General features: G+C 69.8%; 2 protein-coding genes and 1 pseudogene. All 3 read right to left on the bottom strand.

Annotated features, from left to right (window positions below; genetic code table 11):
• Window positions 1–426 (bottom strand): sugar nucleotide-binding protein (locus JMF90_RS38020; RefSeq protein ID WP_201326441.1); only part of this gene is annotated, 426 nt, incomplete at its 3' end.
• Window positions 423–1,004, bottom strand: a complete 582-nt coding sequence (gene rfbC, locus JMF90_RS38025; RefSeq protein WP_011695036.1) for a dTDP-4-dehydrorhamnose 3,5-epimerase — start codon at window positions 1,002–1,004, stop codon at window positions 423–425. The genes JMF90_RS38020 and rfbC, both read right to left, overlap by 4 nt.
• Window positions 1,001–1,140: pseudogene (locus tag JMF90_RS38030) on the bottom strand (glucose-1-phosphate thymidylyltransferase); the annotation flags it as partial. The pseudogene JMF90_RS38030 and the gene rfbC, both read right to left, overlap by 4 nt.

Raw genomic sequence — 1,140 nt, forward strand, 5'->3', positions numbered from 1 at the left:
GTGACGGTCGGGCAACCGCTCGCGCACCGCTTCCTCGCCCGCGAGCTTGCTGCGGCCGTATACGCCGAGCGGCCCGACGGCGGCGGCTTCCGCGTACGGGCCAGGCAGGCGGCCGTCGAACACATAGTCGGTCGACAGATGGAGCAACGGAATGCCGCGCGCGGCGCATGCGTCGGCCAGCACGGCGGGGCCGTCGCGGTTCGCCCGCCACGCGGCATCGGGCTCGGCCTCCGCGCGGTCGACGGCGGTCCATCCGGCGGCATTGATCACGAGCGTGGCGCGCTGTTCGTCGAGCGCGTGGCGCACCGCGTCTGCGTCGTCGATGTCGAGCGCGGCGCGCGACAGCCCGACGAGCGGCTGCTCGCCCGCGCGCAACACCAGTTCGCGGCCGACCTGGCCGAGTGCGCCGGTCACGACGATCGTCATCGCGCGCTCCCGTAGGCCGGCAGCATCCCCGGCGCGCCGGCGGCGAGTTCGGCGAGCGGCGGCTGCCGACGATCCTTGTCCGACAACTGATACGGTGCGCCGGAATCCGGCCAGTCGATGCCGATCGCCGGATCGTCCCAGCGCACACCCGCATCCGAATCGGGATCGTAATACTGCGTGCACTTGTACGCGAAGTCGGCCTCGTCGGACAACACGCAGAAGCCATGCGCGAAGCCGGGCGGAATCCATAGCATCCGGTGCGATACGTCGTCGAGCAGCGCGCCGAACCAGCGGCCGAAGGACGGCGAGCCGCGCCGGATGTCGACGGCGACGTCGTAGACCGCGCCGCGCGACGCGTGCACCAACTTGCCTTGCGGATTCACCCGCTGGTAGTGCAGCCCGCGCAGCACGCCGCGCCGCGAGCGCGACTGGTTGTCCTGCACGAAGGTGGCGTCAACGCCCGCATCGCGCAGCCAGCTTGCCCGGAAGCTTTCGACGAAAAAGCCGCGTGCATCGCCGAACACGCCGGGCTCGATCAGCAGCACGCCCGGCAACGGTGTCTCGATCACCCGTGTCATGCCGCGACCTCCTTGCTCAGCAGATCGAGCAGATAGCGGCCGTAACCGCTTTTCGCGAGCTTGTGCGCGAGCGTTTCGAGCTGCTCCGCATCGATCCAGCCGAGCCGGTACGCAATTTCCTCGGGACACGCGATTT

Source organism: Burkholderia sp. E168m23, assembly GCF_016586125.1.
In the GTDB taxonomy this organism is placed as follows: domain Bacteria; phylum Pseudomonadota; class Gammaproteobacteria; order Burkholderiales; family Burkholderiaceae; genus Burkholderia; species Burkholderia orbicola.